The 20,677-nt window shown below is 69.6% G+C and carries 20 protein-coding genes; 2 read left to right on the plus strand and 18 right to left on the minus strand.

Annotation, left to right across the window (positions count from 1 at the left end):
• Window positions 1–109: 109 nt before the first annotated feature.
• The 5 genes from ACIA5D_RS04700 to ACIA5D_RS04720 form a co-directional block, all read right to left on the minus strand.
• Window positions 110–700 carry an ATP/GTP-binding protein gene (locus tag ACIA5D_RS04700; protein ID WP_203725129.1) on the minus strand — a complete coding sequence of 197 codons (591 nt, stop codon included), beginning with the start codon at window positions 698–700 and terminating at the stop codon, window positions 110–112.
• A 1-nt stretch (window position 701) separates the two neighbouring features.
• Window positions 702–1,082 carry a DUF742 domain-containing protein gene (locus tag ACIA5D_RS04705; protein WP_026205958.1) on the minus strand — a complete coding sequence of 127 codons (381 nt, stop codon included), beginning with the start codon at window positions 1,080–1,082 and terminating at the stop codon, window positions 702–704.
• Between the two features lie 90 nt (window positions 1,083–1,172).
• Entirely contained in the window at window positions 1,173–1,577 is a 405-nt protein-coding gene (locus ACIA5D_RS04710) for a roadblock/LC7 domain-containing protein (RefSeq protein WP_014447580.1), read from the minus strand.
• Window positions 1,574–5,119, minus strand: coding sequence for a nitrate- and nitrite sensing domain-containing protein (locus ACIA5D_RS04715; RefSeq protein WP_396028441.1), 3,546 nt, complete (start codon window positions 5,117–5,119; stop codon window positions 1,574–1,576). The genes ACIA5D_RS04710 and ACIA5D_RS04715 overlap by 4 nt, the downstream gene beginning before the upstream one ends.
• A 433-nt stretch (window positions 5,120–5,552) precedes the next feature.
• A complete protein-coding gene (locus tag ACIA5D_RS04720) occupies window positions 5,553–6,638 on the minus strand; it encodes an adenosine deaminase (RefSeq protein WP_396028442.1) in 1,086 nt (361 codons plus the stop codon).
• A gap of 26 nt (window positions 6,639–6,664) precedes the next feature.
• On the opposite strand from ACIA5D_RS04720, the gene ACIA5D_RS04725 reads away from it, so the two are divergent.
• Entirely contained in the window at window positions 6,665–7,456 is a 792-nt protein-coding gene (locus ACIA5D_RS04725; protein ID WP_396028443.1) for a putative RNA methyltransferase, read from the plus strand.
• Here ACIA5D_RS04725 and ACIA5D_RS04730 read toward each other — a convergent pair.
• The 9 genes from ACIA5D_RS04730 to ACIA5D_RS04770 form a co-directional block, all read right to left on the minus strand.
• On the minus strand, window positions 7,453–8,133 hold the full coding sequence (locus tag ACIA5D_RS04730) for a DUF4272 domain-containing protein (protein WP_396028444.1): 681 nt from the start codon (window positions 8,131–8,133) through the stop codon (window positions 7,453–7,455). The genes ACIA5D_RS04725 and ACIA5D_RS04730 overlap by 4 nt on opposite strands.
• 6 nt (window positions 8,134–8,139) lie before the next feature.
• Complete coding sequence (locus ACIA5D_RS04735) at window positions 8,140–9,417, minus strand: thymidine phosphorylase (protein ID WP_396028445.1); 1,278 nt, start codon at window positions 9,415–9,417, stop codon at window positions 8,140–8,142.
• Window positions 9,414–10,133: a cytidine deaminase gene (locus tag ACIA5D_RS04740; protein WP_396028446.1), complete on the minus strand. Its 720-nt coding sequence runs from the start codon at window positions 10,131–10,133 to the stop codon at window positions 9,414–9,416. The genes ACIA5D_RS04735 and ACIA5D_RS04740 overlap by 4 nt, the downstream gene beginning before the upstream one ends.
• Window positions 10,134–10,160: 27 nt before the next feature.
• Window positions 10,161–11,429: an ABC transporter permease gene (locus ACIA5D_RS04745; protein WP_396028447.1), complete on the minus strand. Its 1,269-nt coding sequence runs from the start codon at window positions 11,427–11,429 to the stop codon at window positions 10,161–10,163.
• Between the two features lie 5 nt (window positions 11,430–11,434).
• On the minus strand, window positions 11,435–12,703 hold the full coding sequence (locus ACIA5D_RS04750) for an ABC transporter permease (protein WP_396028448.1): 1,269 nt from the start codon (window positions 12,701–12,703) through the stop codon (window positions 11,435–11,437).
• Window positions 12,700–14,265, minus strand: coding sequence for an ABC transporter ATP-binding protein (locus ACIA5D_RS04755; protein WP_396028449.1), 1,566 nt, complete (start codon window positions 14,263–14,265; stop codon window positions 12,700–12,702). The genes ACIA5D_RS04750 and ACIA5D_RS04755 overlap by 4 nt, the downstream gene beginning before the upstream one ends.
• 66 nt (window positions 14,266–14,331) lie before the next feature.
• A complete protein-coding gene (locus tag ACIA5D_RS04760; RefSeq protein ID WP_396028450.1) occupies window positions 14,332–15,429 on the minus strand; it encodes a BMP family protein in 1,098 nt (365 codons plus the stop codon).
• A 197-nt stretch (window positions 15,430–15,626) separates the two neighbouring features.
• A complete protein-coding gene (locus ACIA5D_RS04765) occupies window positions 15,627–15,905 on the minus strand; it encodes an SCO4848 family membrane protein (RefSeq protein WP_396028451.1) in 279 nt (92 codons plus the stop codon).
• An 82-nt stretch (window positions 15,906–15,987) separates the two neighbouring features.
• Window positions 15,988–17,001, minus strand: coding sequence for a hypothetical protein (locus ACIA5D_RS04770; RefSeq protein WP_396028452.1), 1,014 nt, complete (start codon window positions 16,999–17,001; stop codon window positions 15,988–15,990).
• 99 nt (window positions 17,002–17,100) lie between these two features.
• On the opposite strand from ACIA5D_RS04770, the gene ACIA5D_RS04775 reads away from it, so the two are divergent.
• A complete protein-coding gene (locus tag ACIA5D_RS04775; protein WP_396028453.1) occupies window positions 17,101–17,688 on the plus strand; it encodes a TetR/AcrR family transcriptional regulator in 588 nt (195 codons plus the stop codon).
• On the opposite strand, the gene ACIA5D_RS04780 is transcribed toward ACIA5D_RS04775, so the two are convergent.
• The 4 genes from ACIA5D_RS04780 to trpS are packed head-to-tail and all read right to left on the minus strand — an operon-like array spanning window position 17,685 to window position 20,582.
• A complete protein-coding gene (locus ACIA5D_RS04780; protein ID WP_396028454.1) occupies window positions 17,685–18,068 on the minus strand; it encodes a hypothetical protein in 384 nt (127 codons plus the stop codon). The two genes, ACIA5D_RS04775 and ACIA5D_RS04780, sit on opposite strands and share 4 nt — an antisense overlap.
• A gap of 7 nt (window positions 18,069–18,075) precedes the next feature.
• Window positions 18,076–18,987, minus strand: coding sequence for a YihY/virulence factor BrkB family protein (locus ACIA5D_RS04785; protein ID WP_396028455.1), 912 nt, complete (start codon window positions 18,985–18,987; stop codon window positions 18,076–18,078).
• A 35-nt stretch (window positions 18,988–19,022) separates the two neighbouring features.
• A complete protein-coding gene (locus tag ACIA5D_RS04790; protein WP_396028456.1) occupies window positions 19,023–19,553 on the minus strand; it encodes a 2'-5' RNA ligase family protein in 531 nt (176 codons plus the stop codon).
• A 6-nt stretch (window positions 19,554–19,559) separates the two neighbouring features.
• Complete coding sequence (gene trpS, locus ACIA5D_RS04795; RefSeq protein ID WP_396028457.1) at window positions 19,560–20,582, minus strand: tryptophan--tRNA ligase; 1,023 nt, start codon at window positions 20,580–20,582, stop codon at window positions 19,560–19,562.
• Window positions 20,583–20,677: the final 95 nt, after the last annotated feature.

Here is a 20,677-nt window from a genome sequence, read left to right on the forward strand (position 1 = left end):
AAACCCCACTCCGACCTATCGGAGCGGGGCTTCCGCCAAGCGAACGAGCTATCACCATGAGCGAGCGAGCCACCACCGCGGCAGTTACGCCGCGGGGTTTCCGCATCACTCAGGCGGGCGCTACCGCACGCGTGCGACGCATCGTCAGCACATACTCGACAAGCGAGATGAGGACGTTCTTCGTCGACTCACGGTTGCGGGCGTCGCAGCTCACCACGGGCACGTCACTCGAGATCGCCAGCGCGTCCCGAACGTCCTGCGCGTTGTGGTACTGCATCCCGTCGAAGCAGTTGATCGCCACGAGGTACGGCAGGCGACGGTGCTCGAAGAAGTCGATGGCGGCGAAACAGTCGGCGAGACGACGCGTGTCCACCATGACCACGGCACCGATCGCGCCTCGGACCAGCTCGTCCCACATGAACCAGAACCGCGTCTGGCCGGGGGTACCGAACAGATAGAGGATCAGGTCGCGGTCGATGCTGATACGGCCGAAGTCCATGGCGACGGTAGTCGTCATCTTGCCGGGAACCTGCCGGTTGTCGTCGACACCCACACCGGCCGAGGTCATGATGGCCTCGGTGGTCAGCGGGGTGATCTCCGAAACCGACCCGACCAGCGTCGTCTTACCGACGCCGAACCCACCGGCGATGACAATCTTCGCCGATGTAACACGCCCCCCAGCAGCGGGACGGTGCGACATGTCAGAGCCTGCGAAGTCCACTCAGCACCCTTTCCAACAATTCCGTGCCTACCGCGTCGGTCTCGTCTTCCAGCGAGGTGGGCTCATACACCGCGACGAGGCCATCAGAGGCCATGTCGGCGACGATCACTCGAGCCACACCGAGCGGCAGTTGCATGCGTGCGGCGATTTCAGCGAGCGACTGCACACGGCCGCCGTCGCACATAGCCGCGATGTACTGATGCTCGCTTCCACCCTGCCCGCCGCGGATCACTCCTGATCTACCGCGCACGGTTGTCTCGACCAGCGCTTCCAGCGCTATCTCAAGCTTCGGCCGGGTCCGACCGCGGGTCACGGCGTACGGCCTGACCAGCGCGCCGGTCGGCTCATCGCGCTCGGGCATCGTCACCGCTCACCCCTTCCTCGAACCCTAGAAGTGTCTCTTGTTGTCAAGTTTTTGAACAGCAGCCGAGAGAACCGGCTCACTGCCCATTCAGCCAAGAACGCCGGCCGCGGAACGCGGCGCGGGAGTCAAGGCCTCGCCGACGCGGTCGACGAGAAGGGCCATCTCGTAGCCCACCTGTCCGACGTCGCAGCTACGCGCCGCGAGCACCGCGAACGACGAGCCGTCCGAGATGGACATCAGGAAGAGGAATCCGTTGTCCATTTCGACGACCGTCTGCAGCACCGCGCCACCCTCGAAGCACCGTGCGGCGCCCTGGGTCAGGCTGACCAGGCCGGAGGCGATAGCCGCCAGCTGGTCGGCACGGTCACGCGGAAGGTCCCGCGAAGCTGCCAGGAGCAGACCGTCGGCGGAGACCGCGATCGCATGTGCGACTCCGGGAACGCGGTCGGCGAAGTTGGCCAGCAGCCAACCGAGATCCTGCGTAGATGTCATGCCTCATGCTCCTTGCCAGCCTGCGAGGACTGCTGCCCTCCCGGAGTCTCCTCCGGGTTGGTCGATTGTTCCTTGGTGCGACCGCGCTGCACACCCCGGTGGTACGCGGACAGGAGGCCGCGGACACCCTCAGGGGTACGTTTCTGGACGGAACTTTCGCCCCGGTCGACACCGCCGGGTACGAGCTGCGCCATCGGTGTGCGCTTGGGCAGCCCTGCGGTGGTGGTGGTATCGATCGAGTGCTCGGAGGCCGCACGCGCGGCCTGCCAGCCCTCATCGGCCGCGGTCTGCCACGGGTTGGACACCACGCCGCCGTTGGTACCGCTGCCATTCGCAGAACCGTAGCCGTTCGCGGCGCCAACGCCCACCGCAGCGGGCTCCTGCTCGCGAGATTCCGGTGAACCAGCCTGTTGCGGCACGCCGACCATACGGGTCGGTTCGCCGGTCGGGATCCGCTGCGTGGCGACCGCTTCGTCGCCGGTCGGCTGCTTGCCATCGGCCGGACGGGCCGTGGTGAACCAGGCGGACTCGAGCTCCCGGAAGATCGGCAGCTCCATGGTCTCGTCGGCGAACTGACCCGGGTTGCTGTCCCGCTGGCGGGCCGCGGCCTGGGCCGCGGCGATCTGCGCCGACGCGGTGGCCTGCGCCTCGGCGGCCTGGGCCGCCGCTGCCTCGTGGGCCGCCCTGGCCGCCGCGGCCGCCCGCTGGGCGTCCGCCGGCGAGCCGCCCGACGTGGGCGTCGCGGACACCGGGCGGGCCGGCGGCGCGGACGACGGGATCGGCGCGGTCTGCGGGTTGGTCGGCCGCTCGACCTGCGGCTGCTGCCCCTCGGGGCGGTAGCGCGGGATCTCGGCGGTCATGTCGAGCGCGGCCGCGAGGCTCTCGGGCACGTGCGGTGCCGCGCTCTGGTCACGTTCCGGGGCAGCGACCGGCGGCCAGGCCGGCGGCTGCTCGTTGGCCGGCGGCACCGAGGTGGGCCGGCCGTACGGCACCGGGGGCGCGGAGACCGGCGGAACCGGCGGGGCCGAGACCGGCGGGACGAACCCGCCGCGGCCCTGGATCTCGGGGTTGGACGGAAGCTGACGCGGGATGGTCCCGCCGAAGCCGCTGTCGCTCTCGCGGAACTGATCGCCGTTGCGGCGCTGCGGCAGGCCATCGGGGCCGGCGAAGCCCTGCGGGCCGGACGGCGCGGGGCCGGACGGCAGCGGCGGGATCATCTCGTTGCTGCGTGGACCGTAGAACCCGTTCGGCGAGCCGCTCCCGTTGCCGTTGCCGTTGGAGCCGTTCGCGAAGGCGCCGCCGAGGCCGGGCCCACTGCCGAAACCGTTGCCGTTGCTGCCGTTGGCGGGCGCGCCGGTCAGGTCGGACCAGGCCGGAACGGATCGGCCGCCGCCGGTGCCGAGCATGCCGCCGTTGTTCATCGGCGGGTTCGGGTCGAAGGGACGGCCACCGGGGTAGCCACCACGGCCGCTCTCGAGGGCCAGCGGCTCGGGCAGGCCGGGACGGCCACCCTGCTGGAGGCTCTCGTACCCACCGGGCTGGATGCGGCCGGCCATCGCGCCGGAGATCAGCACCTGGATCGGCAGGCTCACTTCGGCCACCGAGCCACGCTCGGAGTCGGCCGGGCGCAGCTCGACCTTGACTCCGTGCCGGTTCGCCAGCCGGGCGACCACGACCAGGCCCATCATGCGGGAGACGGCCACGTCCACCATCGGCGGGTTGGCCAGCCGGTCGTTGAGGTCGCGCAGCTGCTCGCGGCTGATGCCGATGCCGCGGTCCTCCACCGAGAGCAGCGCGCCGTCGCCCAGCCGCCGGGCCTCGACGGTGACCGTCGAGTTGGGCGGGGAGAAGGCGGTCGCGTTGTCGAAGAGCTCGGCGACCAGGTGGACCATGTCGTTGACGGCGTGCGCCGCCACCTCGATGTCCCGGTCGATCATGCCGAACTCGATGCGGGTGTAGTGCTCGACCTCGGACTGCGCGGCGCGGAGCACGTCGATCAGGGCGGCCGGCTCGCGCTGCACGCGGGTGGAGTCGGCGCCCGCGAGAACCAGGAGGTTCTCGTCGTTACGACGCATCCGGGTGGCCAGGTGGTCGAGCTGGAAGAGCTCGGCCAGGCGGTCCGGGTCTTCCTCGCCGCGCTCCAGCCGGTCGAGGTGACCGATGAGCCGGTCGACCAGGATCTGCGAACGGCGGGCGAGGTTGACGAACATCGTCGCGACGGAGGCCCGCAATGCGGCCTGCTCGGCCGCGGTGCGCACCGCCTCGAGGTGAACCGCGTTGAACGCCTCGGTCACCTGACCGAACTCGTCCCGGCTGCGCACCGGCAGCGGCTCGGCGATCTGGTCGGCGACTTGGGCCGGGGTGAGCGAGGTGGCCAGCGCCGGGTCACGCAGCCGGGAAACGGCGTGCGGGAGGCCGAACTGGGCGACCGAGAGAGCACCCTGGCGCAGCTCGCGCAGCGAGCGGGCCATCGACCGGGCGACGAGCCAGGCGAACAGGATCGCGAGCAGCAGCATCGCGAGCAGCACGCTGGTCTCGATGAACACCCGGCGGTTCACGTTGTTGCGCAGGTCGGTGGCCTGCGCGACGACATCGGCGTCCATCTTCTGCTCCACCTGGCGGAACAGGTTGTTGTAGCCGATCATCGCCTTTTCCCACGACTGGGCGTCGTAGGGGATGTTCTTGGTGTTCTGGCCCTGGAGGTTCTTCAGCTGGACGGTGAAGTTCGTCGCGGCGCGGCCGTCCGGCACGTTCTGGATCCGGTCGAAGAGCTGGATCTCGGCGTCGGTGCCGATCGAGTGGATCGTGTCGGTCGCCAGCTGGAGGCCGGTGTCGGTGAGCAGGAAGTCGCGACGCAGGGTCGAGTTGAAGTCGCCCACGCCGAGGACGCTGTGACCGATGTCGCGCTGCTCGGCGATGTACTCCTTGGCCCGGGCCACGGCCGCGACGGTGCGCAGGTGGTCGGCGAGCGTGGTGTCGGTGGAGAGCTGCGCCGACACGTCGCGGACCGTGAGCAGGTCGTTGATGAGGATGGTGTACGTGTCCTCGACGTCACTGACCGGCAGCGCCTTGTTCGCGATCTGGCTGCGTTTGGAGGGCAGCTCCTCCAGGTTGCGGTCGAGGCGCAGCAGGAGCGTGGCCACCTTGGGCGGCACGTCGTCCAGCGCGGCCTTCTGCTGCGAGTACGGCACCTTGGCCTGATCGACAGCGGAGTGCTCGTTGTTGTACGCCTTCACGGCTGCGTCGCCGACGGGCGAGTTGCCGTACGTCTTGATCATGACGCCGTAGGCGCGTTCGTTCTGAAGGCGGTCGACGAGGCCACCGGCGGCCTCGGACAGAACCGCAAGGTTACGTGCACGCTCCGCGTTGCTGGCCGTATCGATGTGGTCCACCAGGCCGCTGACGCCGACGATGATCGTCGCCAAGGTGGGAACCAGCATGATCAGGCCTAGCTTCGACCAGATCGGCAGATCTCGCAGCCGATCGGCCGGCCGACGGAGACGCGACATGACGCCGGTCGCCGTCTTGGGGCGCTTGCTCACGTCACCGTCCTCCTGATTCGGGCCCGGCACTCGGTCGCCGGGCACCGCACACGGCCGACTCCCGCGTCGGGCCCCCGAGATTCCATCACGACGAGTGTCAAAGAGAAAGACCAGGCGGACACGGACCGGTTGTGTGATGCGATGTTGTCCCGTCCAACAGGGACAACGCCGGTTCGATATGACTGCCTGTATCTGTGTGCGTCTCTCACTGTCACCCAGATGATCGGCACGGCGTGGGGGTGGCGCAGGCCGATCGAGCCCGATCGTAGTGGATCGGGGCAGGAGAGACGATGGCGCGGTCCGAGCCCCAGAGCAAGGTGAGATGCCGGATTTTGCAGTGTTTGTAGGGACCATTCTGGCCGAACGGTTGAGAGGACTCACCGAACCGGCAGCACCATGGCCCGTAGGTGGGGTGCTATTTGCCCCAGGGCATTCAACCCATGAGCTTGGCGTACGCCGGCTTGATGATCTCGGTGATGATCGCGAGCCGCTCGTCGTACGGGATGAAGGCGGACTTCATGGCGTTGATCGTCAGCCACTGCAGTTCACTCCAGCCCCACCCGAAAGCCTGGCTGAGCAGGGCCATCTCGCGCGACATGGAGGTGCCGCTCATGAGCCGGTTGTCGGTGTTGACCGTGACACGGAAGCGAAGGTCGTGCAGCAGTCCGATCGGGTGCTCGGCGATCGAGGGCGCCGCCCCGGTCTGCACATTGGACGAAGGGCACAATTCCAGCGGAATCCGCTTGTCGCGGACATAGGCCGCCAACCGGCCGAGCACCGCGTCACCGGCGGCCGGCGATCCGGTGATGTCGTCCACCAGGCGGACCCCATGGCCCAGCCGGTCGGCGCCGCACCACTGGATGGCCTGCCAGATCGACGGCAGGCCGAACGCCTCGCCGGCGTGGATGGTGAAGTGGAAGTTCTCACGCTGCAAATACTCGAAGGCGTCCAGGTGGCGGGTGGGCGGGAAGCCCGCCTCGGCGCCGGCGATGTCGAAGCCGACCACCCCGGCGTCCCGGTAGCGCACCGCGAGCTCGGCGATCTCCTGCGAGCGGGCGGCGTGCCGCATGGCGGTCAGCAGCACGCCGACCCGGATCGGCCGGCCCAGCGCGGCCGCCTCGGCGCAGCCGTCCACGAAGCCGGCGTTGACCGTGTCGACCACCGCGTCGAGCGAGAGGCCCGATTCCAGGTGCTGTTCGGGCGCGTAGCGCACCTCGGCGTAGACGACGCCGTCGGCGGCCAGGTCGAGCGCGCACTCCCTGGCCACCCGATGCAGGCCCGCCTCGGTCTGCATGACCGCCACGGTGTGGGCGAAGGTCTGCAGGTAGCGTTCCAGCGAGCCCGAGTCGGCCGCGGCCACGAACCACGCGCCCAGCGCCTCGGCGTCGCCGGCCGGCAGCGGGTGTCCCACGGCGTCGGCGAGCTCGAGGACGGTCTCGGGGCGCAGGCCGCCGTCGAGGTGGTCGTGCAGCAGCGCCTTGGGCGCCTTGACGATGTCGGGGTGCGTGATGGCCGCCATCAGCCGAGCCTAGAGGTCGGGGACGAATGATCGACGGAGCATTGCCGTACCTGCGGTGCCCGAATTGCGGGCAGCCGTTGCGCCGGCATGAGCGGGCCCTGCGCTGCCCGCTCGGCCACAGCTTCGACCTGGCCAGACAGGGGTACGCGGACCTGAGCGCCGGCCGCCTCCCCCACGTCGGCGACACCGCGGGGATGGTCGCCGACCGGGAGACCTTTCTCACGGCCGGGCACTACGACTTCATCGCCGACGCCCTCGCCGAGGCCACCCCGCCGGGCTTCGTGGTCGACGCCGGCGTCGGTACCGGCTTCTATCTGGCCCGCGCGCTGGACAAGTTGGCAGAGAACGGCCTTGGGCTGGACGTATCCAAGGCGGCGCTACGCCGGGCCGCCCGGTGCCACCCGAGAGCCGCCGCGGTCCTGGCCGACCTGTGGCGGCCGCTGCCGATCGTGGACGCGGCCGCGAGCACGATCCTCAACGTGTTCGCCCCGCGCAACGGCGCCGAGTTCCGCCGCATTCTGCGTCCCGACGGCGTCCTGCTCGTGGTCACGCCGGCCCCCGATCATCTCGGCGAGCTCGTCGAGACGTACGGGATGATCCGGGTCGATCCCGGGAAGGCCGACCGGATCAGGGACAGCCTCGAGGGGTTCTTCACGCCGGAAGGCACGCAGACGCGAAGCCGGACGCTGCGGCTGACCGCGGCCGAGGCCCGCACGCTGATCGGCATGACACCGAGCGCCCGCCACGGCGCCACCGCCCCGGAGGACGATGTCACCGTCACCGCGAAAATAGATTTAAGCGCATATAGTCCGGTCTAGACCGAGAGGTCAACTTCTTCCCACTCCGGCGGCTTGTCATGGTACGGGCCATGGAAGATCACTGCCCACTCGAGCGCCCACCGCCGCTGCCCGATCGCGTTCCCGTTGATCTCCCCCGGCAGCCGGCCACCGGCCTGTTCGACCTCCTGAAACGCCCAGTCCAGGCAGTAGTAGAGATCGAGCAGCACGGCCGCCTCGACCGGGTCGCGGGGTGACATCAGCGACCGCGACCGCCAGTTCCCGAAAGTCTCACCTGCCGGGAGATCGGGCATCTGCGACATCAGCCGGTCCTCGGGCGGCGCGGTCGGGTCGAGGTGCCGGCTGAGTCCGAGCAGCCACGACAGCGCGAATACCGCGTCGTGGTGCAGGACGAACGACCGGTGATCGCCCTTGGCGCCGATCACGAACTGCCACTCGGGCGGGGTGACCAGGTCGACCAGGTGCGAGCCGAGCAGCCAGCCCATGGCGATCTCGGTGGGCATGCCGAAGCAGCGCGCCACGACCACGTGCAGCACCGCGCATCGGGCCTCGATGTCGAGCGTCGGCCGCAGCTCGACCGTGTCGCCGGGCTCCCAGATCAGCGGGAAGCCCGGCGGCGGCATCGGCAGGCCGAGCCGCTCGAGCTCGTCCAGACTCGCCTCGCGAACCGCGCGCGGGTCGGGTGCGGCCTTCGTCATGGTGCGTCAGGCTATGCGGTCGAGCACCAGCGGGGTAAGACCGGGAGCGGCATCTCCGACAATCACCGCATCAGCGGCCACGTCACGCGCCGCGGGAATACGGGACTGTTCATCCGTACGCAGCTCGAACAGCACGTCTCCGGCGCTCACCCGGTCGCCGGGCCGGACCTTGAGCATGACCCCGGCGCCGAAGCTGACCGGGTCCTCCTTGCGGGCGCGTCCGGCGCCGAGGCGCCAGGCGGCAAGCCCGATCCCGTACGCGTCGACAGCCGTCACCACGCCATCGCGCGAAGCTCGAACCACCTCGTTCTCGCGAGCCACCGGCAGCGCGGCGCCCGGGTCGCCGCCCTGCGCCTGGATCATCCGCCGCCAGGTGTCCATGGCCGCCCCCGACTCGAGCACCTTGGCCGGGTCGGCGTCGACGCCGGCTGCGGCCAGCATCTCGCGGGCCAGCGCCAGGGTCAGCTCGACCACGTCGGCCGGTCCGCCACCGGCGAGCACCTCGATCGACTCGGCCACCTCGACCGCGTTGCCGACGGCCAGGCCGAGTGGGGTGTTCATGTCGGTGAGCAGCGCGATCGTGGTGACGCCGCTGTCCTTGCCGAGCCGCACCATGGTGCTCGCCAGTTCCCGGGCGGTCGCCAGGTCCTTCATGAAGGCGCCCGAGCCGACCTTGACGTCGAGCACCAGCGCGCCGGTGCCTTCGGCGATCTTCTTGCTCATGATCGAGCTGGCGATCAGCGGGATGGCCTCGACGGTGCCGGTGACGTCGCGCAGGGCGTACAACTTGCGGTCGGCGGGCGCGAGGCCCTCGCCGGCCGCGCAGATCACCGCGCCGACCTCGTCGAGCTGCCGCTTGAACGCGTCGTTGCTGATCGTGGCCTGCCAGCCGGCGATCGACTCGAGCTTGTCGAGGGTGCCGCCGGTGTGGCCGAGGCCGCGGCCGGACAGCTGCGGCACGGCGGCGCCACAGGCGGCCACGAGCGGGGTGAGCGGCAGCGTGATCTTGTCGCCGACGCCGCCGGTGGAGTGCTTGTCGGCGGTGGGCCGCGTGACCGAGGAGAGGTCGAGCCGCTCACCGCTGGCGATCATCGCGGCGGTCCAGCGGGCGATCTCAGCGGGCGTCATGCCGCGCAGCAGGATCGCCATCGCGAGAGCCGACATCTGCTCGTCGGCGACGACGCCCTTGGTGTACGCGTCGACCACCCAATCGATCTGCGCGTCGGACAGCACGTGCCCGTCCCGCTTGGCGCGGATGATGTCGACAGCCGCGAACTCGCTCATGCTTCCTCCTGCTGCCAGCGAACCGGGATGCCCTCCGGCGGCTCGCCCTCACCGGCCCACGCCAGCCCGCCGGATGCGTCCACCACCACGATCCGTGGCGTGCGGACCGCGCCCCACGCGACAGCCTCGGCGGCGGTGGGGAAGTTCGGCCCCTCCTCGAGCACGCCCTTCTCGGCGTCGCTCTCGGCCGGGCTGCCGCCGGACCGTTCCCAGTACCCCGTCCAGACCGTAGCGCCGCCGGAGAGGTCGGGGTGCACGAAGACGGTGCCCCGGCCGCGCCACTTCGCCAGCGACTCGGGCACCTGCGGCAGGAGCGCCGGTCCGTTGACCTTCTCGAGGTCGGCCGGGCCGAACGCGTACGGCAGCAGGTCGTGCACCCGCAGCGGCGCCGGCACCGCCTCGACGAGGCACTCCGGTCCGCCGTGCTCGTACAGCAGCTGACGGCAGCGTCCGCACGGCATCAGCGGCTCGCCGTTGGCGTCCACGCAGGAGACCGCCACCAGCCGGCCGCCGCCGGTCGCGTGCAGCGAGCTGACGAGCCCGCACTCGGCGCAGAGGCCGACGCCGTAGGACGCGTTCTCCACGTTGCAGCCGACGACCACCCGGCCGTCGTCCACCAGGCCCGCCACCCCGACCGGAAAGTCGGAGTAGGGGGCGTACGCGTGCCGCATCGCCTCGATGGCGGCGGCACGCAGGCCAGCCCAGTCGATCTCCATGAGGCGATTCTGCCCCATCGAAAGCGATCAGCTCTTGACGTACGGCACACCGTCGGCGGCCGGCGCGCGGACCCGTCCCACCAGGCCGGCCACGGCAACGATCGTCGCGATGTACGGCAGCATGTTGAGGAACTGGTTGGGCACCGGGCTGCCGGCCACGCTCAGGTAGTACGCCAGCTTCTGCGCGAAGCCGAAGAACAATGCCGCCCCGAGCGCCCCGAACGGCGTCCACCGTCCGAAGATCAGCGCGGCGAGCGCGATGAAGCCGGCGCCCGCGGTCATGTTCTTGTTGAACGCGCCCGTGGAGACCAGCGTGAAGTACGCGCCGCCGCAGCCGGCCACGACGCCGCCGAGCAGCACGTTCATGTATCGCAGGCCGCGCACCCGCACGCCCACCGTGTCGGCCGCCGTGGGGTGCTCGCCGACCGCCCGGGTGCGCAGGCCCCACCGGGTGCCCTTGAGCGCGAAGTGGATGACGAAGACCAGCACCAGCGCGAGCCAGACCAGCAGGTTGGTGTCGAACAGCACCGGCCCGATGACCGGGATCTCGGCGAGGCCGGGGATCTTCCACTCGGGCAGCTGCGGCGGCTCGTTGTACTTGAGCGCGTTCGGCTGCATGAGCCGCTCGTAGAGGAAGCCGGTGATGCCGAGCGCGAACAGGTTGAGCACGATGCCGACCACGACCTGGTCGACCAGGAAGCGGATGGCCAGCACGGCCAGCATGGCGGCGATGATGACGCCGCCGACCATGGCGCTGACCAGGCCGGCCCAGACGCTGGTGGCGAGCGTGCCGACCAGGGCCGCGCCGAACGCGCCCATCAGGAACTGGCCCTCGATCGCCACGTTGACCACGCCGGAGCGCTCGCCGAGCACGCCGGCCAGCGCGCCCAGGACGAGCGGCAGGGCGTACTCGACGCTGCCGTCCAGAGTGTCGACCAGCGGGAGGAACTTGCCGGCCACCTGCCAGCACAGGAACGACAGCACGAACGCCGCGATGCCGAAACTGAGCAGGAAGGTCTGCCACTTGCGGGCCTTGCCGATCAGCATGATCACGCCGAGCGCGACCGTGATCAGGCCGAACAGGATCGTGCCGAGCTGCCCGTTGATGCTCAGCGCGGCGCCGCTCGCGTCGGCGCTGAGCGTGAAGCGCGCGGTCTTCGACTCGGCGAGCGCGCCGAACACGAACGTCGCGATCAGGCCGATGATCGTGATGCCGACGCCGAGCCGGCGCTCCCGGTTCCAGAAGGGTTCGGGAGCGTCGACCGTGGTCAGCTCTTCCACCGTCGCCGTGGACACGGGGGTCACCAGCCCTTCGCCATCGAGGCGCCGAGCCGTGCGGAACGGGCGGCGCGGAGCTGGAAGATCGCCTTCACCAGGGCGGGGGCGGCGATGAAGATGACGATGAGCGCCTGCAGGACGGTGACCAGCTCGAGCGAGATGCCCACGTCGACCTGCATGAGGTTGCCGCCGGCCCGCAGCGCGCCGTAGAGGATCGCGGCCAGCAGCGTGCCCCACGGTTTGTTGCGGCCGAGCAGCGCTACCAGCAGGCCGTCGAAGCCGATGTTGCCGGCCACCTGGGCGGTGAGCTTGTCGGCGGTGCCGAGCACCTGCACCGCGCCGCCGAGGCCGGCCAGGCCACCGGCGACCACCATGAGCAGCGTGTACGTCTTGGCGACGCTCATGCCGGCGGTCTTGGCCGCCGGCGGGTTCACGCCCACCGCGCGCAGCTCGAAGCCGAACGACGACCGGTTGATCAGCCAGGCGACCCCGGCCGTGACCAGCACCGCCAGCACGATGCCCAGGTGCACCCGCAGCGGCGAGGGCAGCGCGGGCAGCTCGGCCGAGGTCTTGATCGCCTTGCTGATCGCGTCGCTGCGGTCCGGGTCCTGCACGCCCTTCTGCAGAATCAGCCAGCCGAGGAAGAGCAGGGCCACGTAGTTCAGCATGATCGTGGTGATCACCTCGTGGGCGCCCGACCGGGCCTTGAGCAGGCCGGGCAGGAAGCCCCAGAGCGCGCCGCCGATCAGGCCGAACAGCAGCGCCACGACCAGGTGGATGCCGGGCGGCAGGCCGAACGAGAAGCCGGCCACCGCGCCGAGGATGCAGCCGATGATGGCCTGGCCCTGGCCGCCGATGTTGAACAGACCGCCGCGGAAGGCGATCGCGACCGACAGGCCGGTGAAGACCAGCGGGGTCGCGTAGGTCAGGGTTTCCGAGATCGGCCCGAACGCGGTCTGCCAGGTGCCGGTGCCGTCGAACCAGGCCTGGAACGCCGCCGGATCGAAGATCGCGCCCTTGAACAGGTCGGCGTAAGCCGCGCTGATCAGATCCCAGCTGGACTCGAGCGCGTCGCTGGGCCGGGACGTGAGGTAGGAGAACTTCGACAGCACCTCGGAGTCGGAGACGACCATCAGCACGGCGCCGATGACCAGCGCCAGGAAGATCGACAGAACCGTGACGGTGACCGTGTTGGCCGACCAGAGGTTCTTCAGGAAGAGACTCAGGAACGAGTCTTCCTTCTTGGGCGGCGGCGCCGGCTTTGCCGCCTCCGGCTCGACGTCGGTGGTCACTCTGCTTCCTCTTCCTGCTGTGGCGCGTCGGTGATGCCGGCCATCAGGAGCCCGATCTCCTCACGGGGCATGTCGGGCGAGACCGTGGCCAGGACCCGGCCGCGGTACATCACGGCGATCCGGTCGGCGAGGCCGACCACCTCGTCGAGTTCGCTGGAGACCACGAGCACGGCGGTTCCGTTGTCGCGCTCGTGGATGATCTGGTTGTGGATGAACTCGATCGAGCCCACGTCCACACCCCGGGTCGGCTGGCTGGCGATCATCAGCCGCAGCGGCCGGGACATCTCCCGGGCCACGACGACCTTCTGCTGGTTGCCACCGGAGAGCGTGCTGACCGCGTGCTCGGCCGACGACGTACGGATGTCGAACTGCTCGACCCGCCCGCCGGCGTTCTCACCGATCGCCTTGGGGTTGAGCTGGAAGGCGTTGCCGAACGGCGGCCGGTCGTACATGTCGAGCACGAGATTTTCCGCGACCGAGAACTCTTTGACCACCCCGTCGAGGCTGCGGTCCTCGGGGATGTAGCCGACGCCGGAGCGCAGGATCTTCTTGGTGCTCATGCCGGCCAGGCTCTCGTTGTCGAGCTCCATGCTCCCGGCCCGGATGCCGCGCAGGCCCATGATCGCCTCGACCAGCTCGGTCTGCCCGTTGCCCTGCACGCCGGCGATGCCGAGCACCTCACCGGCCCGGACGGTCAGGTCGACGCCGTCGACGGCCCGGATCCCGCGGTCGTCGTCGACGACCACGCCGGTCACCTTGAGCACCTCACGGCCGGGCTCGGCCGGGGTCTTGGTGACCCCGAGGTTGACGTCGCGGCCGACCATCAGGGCAGCGAGCTCGTCCTCGGACGTGTCGGGGCTGGTGACACCGACCGTGCGGCCGCGCCGGATCACCGTGATCCGGTCGGCGATCGCCTTGACCTCGCGCAGCTTGTGCGTGATGAAGACGATCGACTTGCCGGTCTCGGCCAGCGAGCGCATGACCGCGAGCAGCTCGTCGGTCTCCTGTGGGGTGAGCACCGCGGTCGGCTCGTCGAGGATGAGCAGGTCGACGTCGCGGGTGAGCGCCTTGACGATCTCGACCCGCTGCTGCGCGCCGACCGGCAGGTCTTCCACCAGGGCGTCGGGGTCGACCGGCAGGCCGTACCGCTGGGAGGTCTCCAGCACCTCGCGCCGCTTGCGCCGCTGGTCGAGGATGCCCAGCGGGCCGCCGCGCACATCCTCGGCGCCGAGCGCGATGTTCTCGGCCACGGTGAAGACCGGGACCAGCATGAAGTGCTGGTGGACCATGCCGATGCCGGCCGCGATCGCGTCCCGGGGGCTGCGGAAGACCTTGGCCTCGCCGTCCACCAGGATCTCGCCCTCGTCGGGCTGGAGCAGGCCGTAGAGCTGGTTCATCAGCGTCGACTTGCCGGCGCCGTTCTCGCCGAGCAGGGCGTGTACCTCGCCGGGCTCGACCGCGATGTCGATGTGGTCGTTGGCCACCAGGTCGCCGAAGCGCTTGGTGATGCCGCGCAGCTCGAGTCTCAGCGGAATCTCCCACCCTCGGCGTGTATGGAACAACCGCCGCACCGGCCGCGAGGAAATCTCGCGACCAGGGCGGCGGCCTGGATGTTACCTACTACCGGTTCACTTGGGCGCGTTGGCCGACTCGGCCTTGACCTTGCCCGAGATGATGTCGGCCTTGAGCGCGTCGACCTCGGACTTGAGGCCCGCGTCGATCTTGCTGTCGAACTGGTTGTACGGCGCGAGCTCGACGCCGTTGTTCTCGAGCGTGCCGAGGTAGCCCGGGGTGGGGCTGAGCGGCTGACCGCTGGCGCCGGTGACGACCGCCTTCTCGACGGCGTCGGTGATGTTCTTGACGACCGTGGTCAGGAAGACCGAGCAGTACTGGGCGGCGCTCTTGCAGCCGTCCTGGTCGACCCAGATGATCGAGACCTTGCCGCTGGAGCCCTGGGCGACCTCGGCCGCGCCGAGGCCGGTGCCGCCGGCGACCGGCAGGATCACGTCGGCGCCCTGGCCCACGAACGTGTTCGCGAGGGCCTTGCCCTTGGCCGGGCTGGCGAAGTCTTCGGCGAAGCTGCCCGCCTGCTTGGCCTTGTCCCAGCCGAGCACCTTGACGCTCTTGCCCTTGACCTGGTTGTAGTGCGCCACGCCGTCGGCGAAACCGTCCATGAAGATGGTGACCGGCGGGATCTTCAGGCCGCCGAAGGTCGCGACCGTGCCCGACTTCGAGTAGCCCGCGGCCAGGTAGCCGGCGAGGAACGCCGCCTGCTGGGTGGCGAACTGCATCGGGAAGACGTTCGCCCCGGTGCTGCCCGAGTCGACGATCCCGAACTGCGAGCTCTTGTTCTCGTCGGAGACCTTCTTGGTGGCGTCGCCCATGAGGCCGCCGACCGAGAGGATGAAGTTGCACTTCTTGGTGACGAAGCCGCGCAGGTTGGGCTCGTAGTCGGCCTCGGCGGTCGACGCCACGTAGCTCGGCTCGACGTTGGGGGCCTGCGTCTTGGCTGCCTGCAGGCCGGCCCAGGCGGAAGCGTTGAACGACTTGTCGTCGATGCCGCCGGTGTCGGTGACCATGCAAGCCTTGTATGCCGCTGCGGTGGCAGCGCTGCTGCTGCCGCCGCTGGGAGTCTCGTCCGGGGCGTCACCACAAGCGGCGGCGGCGAGCGTCAGCCCACCTGCCGCGAGAATCGCAAGGATCCGCTTCCCACGTACTGGGCGCAAGACGCCCTCCTTCCAACGCACACCGACACCCGTCGGTGAGTCTTCAAGTTGGGGAGCGTAGCCGCAGGCCAGAACGTCAGCGGAGGTTTGGTCCGGACTGTTGGCGCACCGTTATAACGCCGCAACCGCAGATCGCTTTGAACGGCGGTTTAGGTTGATCTGACCGACAATTGACCGGTCAATGGCGTAACATGCCGTTAATCTTGCGGCCCGGAGGGGCCTGCGGCCACCAAATCTTCAGCCACCCGGCGACGCCGGTGATAGCGCCAGGCTCGCATGCCCAGCACCCCGACGGTGGTGCCGACCGCGAGCGAGGCCCCGATCAGCACCGCGTGCACCAGCAGGAACGACGTCGGCCTCCCGTCGGCGAAGGAGCGGTCGTCCTGCCAGATCGCGAGCCCGAACCTCGGCCAGATCAGCCACGTCCAGACTCCGACTCCGGTCAGGAAGACCGCCCATCGCCGCGAGAGCACCATCCGTCCACTATCTCAATCGCGATCGCCCTGCCTCCTCATCGGCCCGGAAGGGGCGATTGCCCGCGGAGCGAAGCGGAGCCGGCTAGGAGGGCACGCCGACCAGCTCGGGCGCGGGCGCGGCCGGCGCTTCCCGGGTCTTCTTCACGAGCCCGTTGCGGCCGATCAGGACCAGGAGCAGACCCACGATCGCGTACGCGCTGAGCACCGTCACCGCGAAGCCCCCGCCGCTCCCGCCGAAGTAGGCCACGGACCGCAACAGCGTGCCGCCGGCCCCGATCGGCAGCCACTGCCCGACCTCGCCCCACGGCTGCGGCAGGAGCTGGGGCGCGGCCGCGATGCCGGAGAGCGCGTTGCCGACGAGGAACATCACGACCGCGCCGAGAGCGAGCCCCCCGCGGCCGATCAGCGCGGCCAGCCCGGTCATGGCACCCGCCATGGCCAGCGCGAACAGCGCGAGCACCCCGGCGACGGCGAAGTAGTCGCCGGACAGGATGCCGAGCCAGCCGACCAGAATCCCGGCGCCCGCGAGGCCGGCGAGCGCGGCGAAGGTCGCCAGCGCGGTCAGCCGGGCGGCCCGGCGCGGGACGAACAAGTAGACCAGCACGCCCGCGAGCAGGCTGGTGATCGCCAGCGGCAGGAAGCCCGCGACGAACCCGGCGCCGCGCGGGTCGTCGGGGTCGACCGGGACGACGTCGCGGACCGGCACGATGCCGCTACCCATGCCTGGACTATCAGTCGGCGGAGCCTGGCCGAGGCCGGCGGCGGCCTGGGTGAGCAGCTGGGCGACGGTCGGGCCGGCGGCCGAGGCGACGTGCACCTCGGAGCCGGTGGCGGTGACCAGGATGGCCCCGTACACGTCACGGTCTTTGATCCTGGAATCGGCCGCGACGGCGTCGGCCACCGTGGTGACCTCGAAGGCGCCCGGGTGCGCGGCCTCGAGCTGGGCCACGACCTGCGGCGGGCCGGCCACGGCGATCGGCAGGTCGCGCGGCTCGAGGTTGGCGGCCGGCGCGGCGAACAGCGGAATGAGCAGGGCCTGCCCGACGACCACCGCGCTCGCGATGAGCACGCCGAGGGTCAGTGCGTTGCGGCGCATCTCGTACTCCTAAAACGAATGCTCGTTCTTTATTGCGCCCAGCATGCGCCCAGGTTCGAGATCGAGTCAAGAACGAACGTTCGCTTTAGAATCTGCGACGTGCCACGAGTCTCCGAGCAACACCTCATCGCCCGCCGTGAGCAGATCCTGGCCGCGGCCCGGGTCTGCTTCCTGAGCAAGGGCCTGCACAACACGTCGATGCAGGACCTGATCCACGAGGCCGGCCTGTCGGTCGGCGCGGTCTACCGCTACTTCAAGTCCAAGAACGACATCATCGCCGCCATCGCCGAGTCCGTCGTCGGCGGCGTCCAGCAGCACATCGACGAGGTGGCGGCGCTGCGGCTGCCGCTGGCCGACTCGTTCTCGCGGGTGCTGGACGGCATCGACCGTCAACTGGGACCGGGCGGCTTTCTGCCGATCGCGCTGCAGGTCTGGGCCGAGGCGACGCTCGACCCGACGATCGGCGCCATCGTCAAGGACCGGTACGAGTCCCTGCGAGCCAGCGTGCGCGGGCTGATCGTGCACGCGGTCGAGAGCGGCGAGCTGCCGGCCGACACGAACATCGACGCCACCACGGCCGCGTTCTACGGGATGATCCCGGGCTACGCGCTGCAGCGCCTGCTCACCGGGACGCCCGACAAAGAGACGTACGTCGTGGGCGTTCGCACCCTGCTCGACCGGCGCTAACCGGCGAGCCGTGCCGCGATCCGGGCCCAGCCCTCGCGGACCTCGGCCTCGGTGGGCGCGCGCCCCGGCCGTACGCGCCGGGTCTCGAAATCGTCGTCGTCGGGGCCGGTCCCGGCCGGCGCCTCCTCGGCGGCCCGGGCCAGCTCGATCTCGTCGCGGATCGCCTCGGCGTCGGGCCGGGGCAGCAGCGGCTCGACCACCGCCATCAGGTCCTCGTCGGCCACGACGGCCTGCGCGAGAGCGAGGGCGTGTGCCCGCTCGTAGGGCCCGCAGACGATCGGCTCCCAGTCGTCTTCGCCCAGCGACCCGATCGTGATGACCCACGGAAGATCAGCCACCGGCGAGCCCGCCGGCAGGTCAAGCGTCACGAGAGTGCCCACGGGCACATCATTCCGGTCGGCTGTGCCGAATCCAGGTGTTTTGCCCCACCGGGGCATTTTTATCGTCAGCTGAGAGGTCGACGACCCGGCCGTGCGGGCTGGTCGCCGCCCAGGCCGCTCCGAACAGCAGAAGCTGGTTGAAGACATAGAGGTAGACCAGTACGCCCACCGCCGAGCCGACGAGCCCGTATGCCGGATTTCGCTGCACCAGCGCGACAAAGGACTTGCCGACGGTGTTGAGCAGGGTAAAGCCGATGCCGACCTGGATCACCGGCGGGGCGATTCGGCGCACGGTCATCCGCAGCCGGGGCACGGCCGAGAGCAGGGCCGCCGCCAGCAGCATGTTGACGGAGACGGTGAGCAGCCAGCTGACGCTCGACTGGACGAATCCGTCGGCCAGCCAGTCGGTCACCTTCTCGAGGCCGTAGACGGCCAGCTGCGACAGGGCGAGCAGCAGCAGGAGGCCGATCAGTACGAGCAGGTCGAGCGCCTGCCGGACGCCGAGGTAGCCGGGCTGCTCGGGCACCCGCCAGATCAGCCGCTGCGAGGAGCGGATCGACTCGACCCAGCCGATGCCGGTGAAGGTCAGGCCGAGGATGCCGATGATCCCGACGGTCCGGCCGCTGGACAGGATGGCGTCGATGTCGAGGAACGGCAGGTTCTGCGCAAGGAATTCGGTGACCACGTCGAGGAGCTCGACGTTGTTGGTGAGCAGGATTCCGAAGATCGAGTAGCCGATCAGCAGCAGCGCGAAGATCGCGAAGAACCCGTAGTAGGCGATCGCGGCGGCGAGCCGGCCGCCCTGCACGTCCCAGAAGCGAATCAGGGCTCGGCTGAAATGGTCGAATATCCGCGATTTGACCCGCACCCGCATGATGCGCGCTTCGACGGCCTCGTACGCGCGATCGATGGGGTTCACGCGCGCACCGTAACCGAAATCACGCTCTATGAAACTCAGACACCCAAGGGGTAGTCACGCCGTGGCCGCCAGGGGCCCTCGCCGCCGTGCGAGAACAGCGTGAACGACGTGACGTGGAACTTCGCCGAGAAGCCGGCGAGGTCTTCGAAGACGGCGTCGAGCTGCTCGGCCGGCACGTCCTGGGCGACCGTGACGTGCGGGTGGTAGGGGAACCGCGAGTCGCGGTCGATGTCGCCGGCGGCGGAGATCGCCTCGGCGAGCAGCTCGCACTCGCTGATGCCCACCGCGAGCGTCACGAAGACCACTTCGGTGATCGGCCGGAACGTGCCGGTGCCGCGCAGGTGGATGGTGAACGGCTGCTGGGCGGCCGCCACCTTTTCCAGGTGACGCTCGACGGCGGGCAGCGCGGCGCTGTCGATCTCGGTGGGGCCGAGCAACGTGACGTGGGCCGGGGTGTAGGCGGCCTGCGGATCCCCGGCGTCGAGGCGCCGCTGGGTCAGCTGGGCGCCCCAGGGCTCGGGGATGTCGATCGCGACGCCGATCCGCGTCGTCTGGGCCGCCGCCACGTCGGGTCAGGCCTCGCGGGCCGGGCTGAGGAAGCCCACGTTCTGGTACGCCGTCGCCAGGGTCACCGCGGACACCGCCCGGGCCTTCTCTGCGCCGACCGCGAGGATCTTGTCGAGATAGCCGGGGTCCTCGAGGTACGCCCGGGTGCGTTCCTGGATCGGCTTGACGAACTCGACGACGATCTCGGCGAGGTCTTTCTTGAGGTCGCCGTAGCCCTTGCCCTCGTACCCCTCGAGCAGCTCGTCGATGGCCCGGTTGGTCAGCGCGGCGTAGATGGTCAGCAGGTTGCTGACGCCGGGCTTGTTCTCCTCGTCGTAGAGGATCTCGCGGCCGGTGTCGGTCACCGCCGACTTGATCTTCTTGGCCGAGCGGGACGGTTCCTCGAGCAGCTCGATGATGCCGTTGGGCGAGGACGCCGACTTCGACATCTTCGACGTCGGGTCCTGCAAGTCGGTGATCTTCGCGGTGTCGCGCACGATGTACGCCGACGGGACCGTGAACGTGTGCCCGTAGCGGGTGTTGAACCGCTGCGCGAGGTCGCGGGTCAGCTCGAGGTGCTGCCGCTGGTCTTCGCCCACGGGCACCTGGTCGGCCTGGTAGAGCAGGATGTCGGCGGCCTGGAGGATCGGGTACGTGAACAGGCCGACGGTCGTCGTGTCGGCGGCCTTGGCCGACTTGTCCTTGAACTGGACCATGCGGCCGGCCTCGCCGAACCCGGTGATGCAGCTGAGCACCCAGGCGAGCTGGGCGTGCTCGGGCACGTGCGACTGGACGAACAGCGTGCAGCGCTCGGGGTCGAGCCCGACGGCGAGCAGCTGGGCGGTCGAGACGCGGGTGCGGTTGCGCAACGCGATCGGGTCGTGCCCCATGGTGATCGCGTGCAGGTCGACCACGCAGTAGAACGCGTCGAAGGTGTCCTGCATCGCCACCCAGTTGCGAACCGCGCCCAGATAGTTGCCGAGGTGGAACGAATCGGCGGTCGGCTGGATGCCGGAGAGCACGCGGGGTCGGCGGTCGACGTCGGACATGAGCGCCATTCTGTCAGTCGTGGTCACTAGATGGCCAACGCACCCACCGCCACCGACGTGACGGCGTTTTGTCCGGAACACAGCGAGATCATATG

The sequence above is a fragment of the Actinoplanes sp. NPDC051513 genome, from assembly GCF_044454685.1.
GTDB lineage: Bacteria > Actinomycetota > Actinomycetes > Mycobacteriales > Micromonosporaceae > Actinoplanes.